Genomic DNA, 1,014 nt, shown 5'->3' on the forward strand with positions numbered 1-1,014 from the left:
CTTCACGCGTCGTAACCTTGCCCGAGCCGACCGATATATCTGCCCAGGTGCCCTCGACCATATGCGCACGCACGCGGGCAAGGCACGCATTCAAATCCCGCAGCGCCTGTGGAATCATCCGGTTGGCTGCGCTGCGGATCGGCTGAAGTTTCGCAGGCAAGCCCGATAGATACGTGATAACACGCGAAGGCACCACGCTCCCCATGTTACGCACGATGTACTGGCAAGCACCCGATAAGCGGTCCAGCGCCTCAGTCAGTCCGGCCAGAACCTTGTCCTGGTATGCAGTGAAGTCGAGCTTGCGCAGCCATTCATACGCGTTACCGTGACACATCCGATTCACGAACCGGACGATCTCTTCGGCCAGCTTCGCCAGGTCTTCGGCTTCCTCCACTGCACGGATCACCAGCTTTCCGACTCCCTTGAGGATGCCGCCAAACAGCGGGACGATGACAATGAGGCAAAGAACCAGTCTGATCCAGGTCCATTTGTCCTCCACCGCCTTCGGATCGTCAGCCATACGCATGACGATCGCGATGGTATCGCGGGCCGCCGTTCCTTCACCCAGCACGGGGAACATGCTGATTACTGCATCGAAGAAAATCTGGCCCGTCGTCTGCTGTTTGCCGAATTCTCCCTTCAATGCGCCGCCGATCCAGCCACCTACAGCGGCAGCATTGGCCCATATCAGTTTTCCCGTCTCGATTGCCCCAATGCGGCTTTCTGCGGGGTTGCTTACCGTGATGTCACTCATACTCCACCGTTGTTCTGCTTTTCTGCGGATGCCCTGAAATCGCTCTCGCCCCAGCGCGACTTGTAGCCGGGGTTAGGGTCATTGGCCTTGACCTGCAACGGACGCGCGTCCGGCCCAATCTCGATTTGGCCGCTACCCACAGGTGCGCCGCTCAGATCAGCATGGCCAGCACTGTCTAGCGTGCCGCCATAGCGTTTGCCATCGTCGTAGTGAATCTGGAACTTCGCGCCCTGAACCGGTTCGTCGTCGTGATACAGATG

General features: G+C 58.8%; 1 protein-coding gene and 1 pseudogene. Both read right to left on the reverse strand.

The annotated features are described in order from the left end of the window. Nucleotides 1-754: pseudogene (locus NCR35_RS29730) on the reverse strand (hypothetical protein); the annotation flags it as partial. Then, nucleotides 751-1,014, reverse strand: a 264-nt coding sequence (locus NCR35_RS29735) for a hypothetical protein (RefSeq protein ID WP_250537456.1), incomplete at its 5' end; no start/stop codon positions are given. The gene NCR35_RS29735 and the pseudogene NCR35_RS29730, both read right to left, overlap by 4 nt.

Source organism: Caballeronia sp. AZ10_KS36, from assembly GCF_023631105.1.
Taxonomy (GTDB): domain Bacteria; phylum Pseudomonadota; class Gammaproteobacteria; order Burkholderiales; family Burkholderiaceae; genus Caballeronia.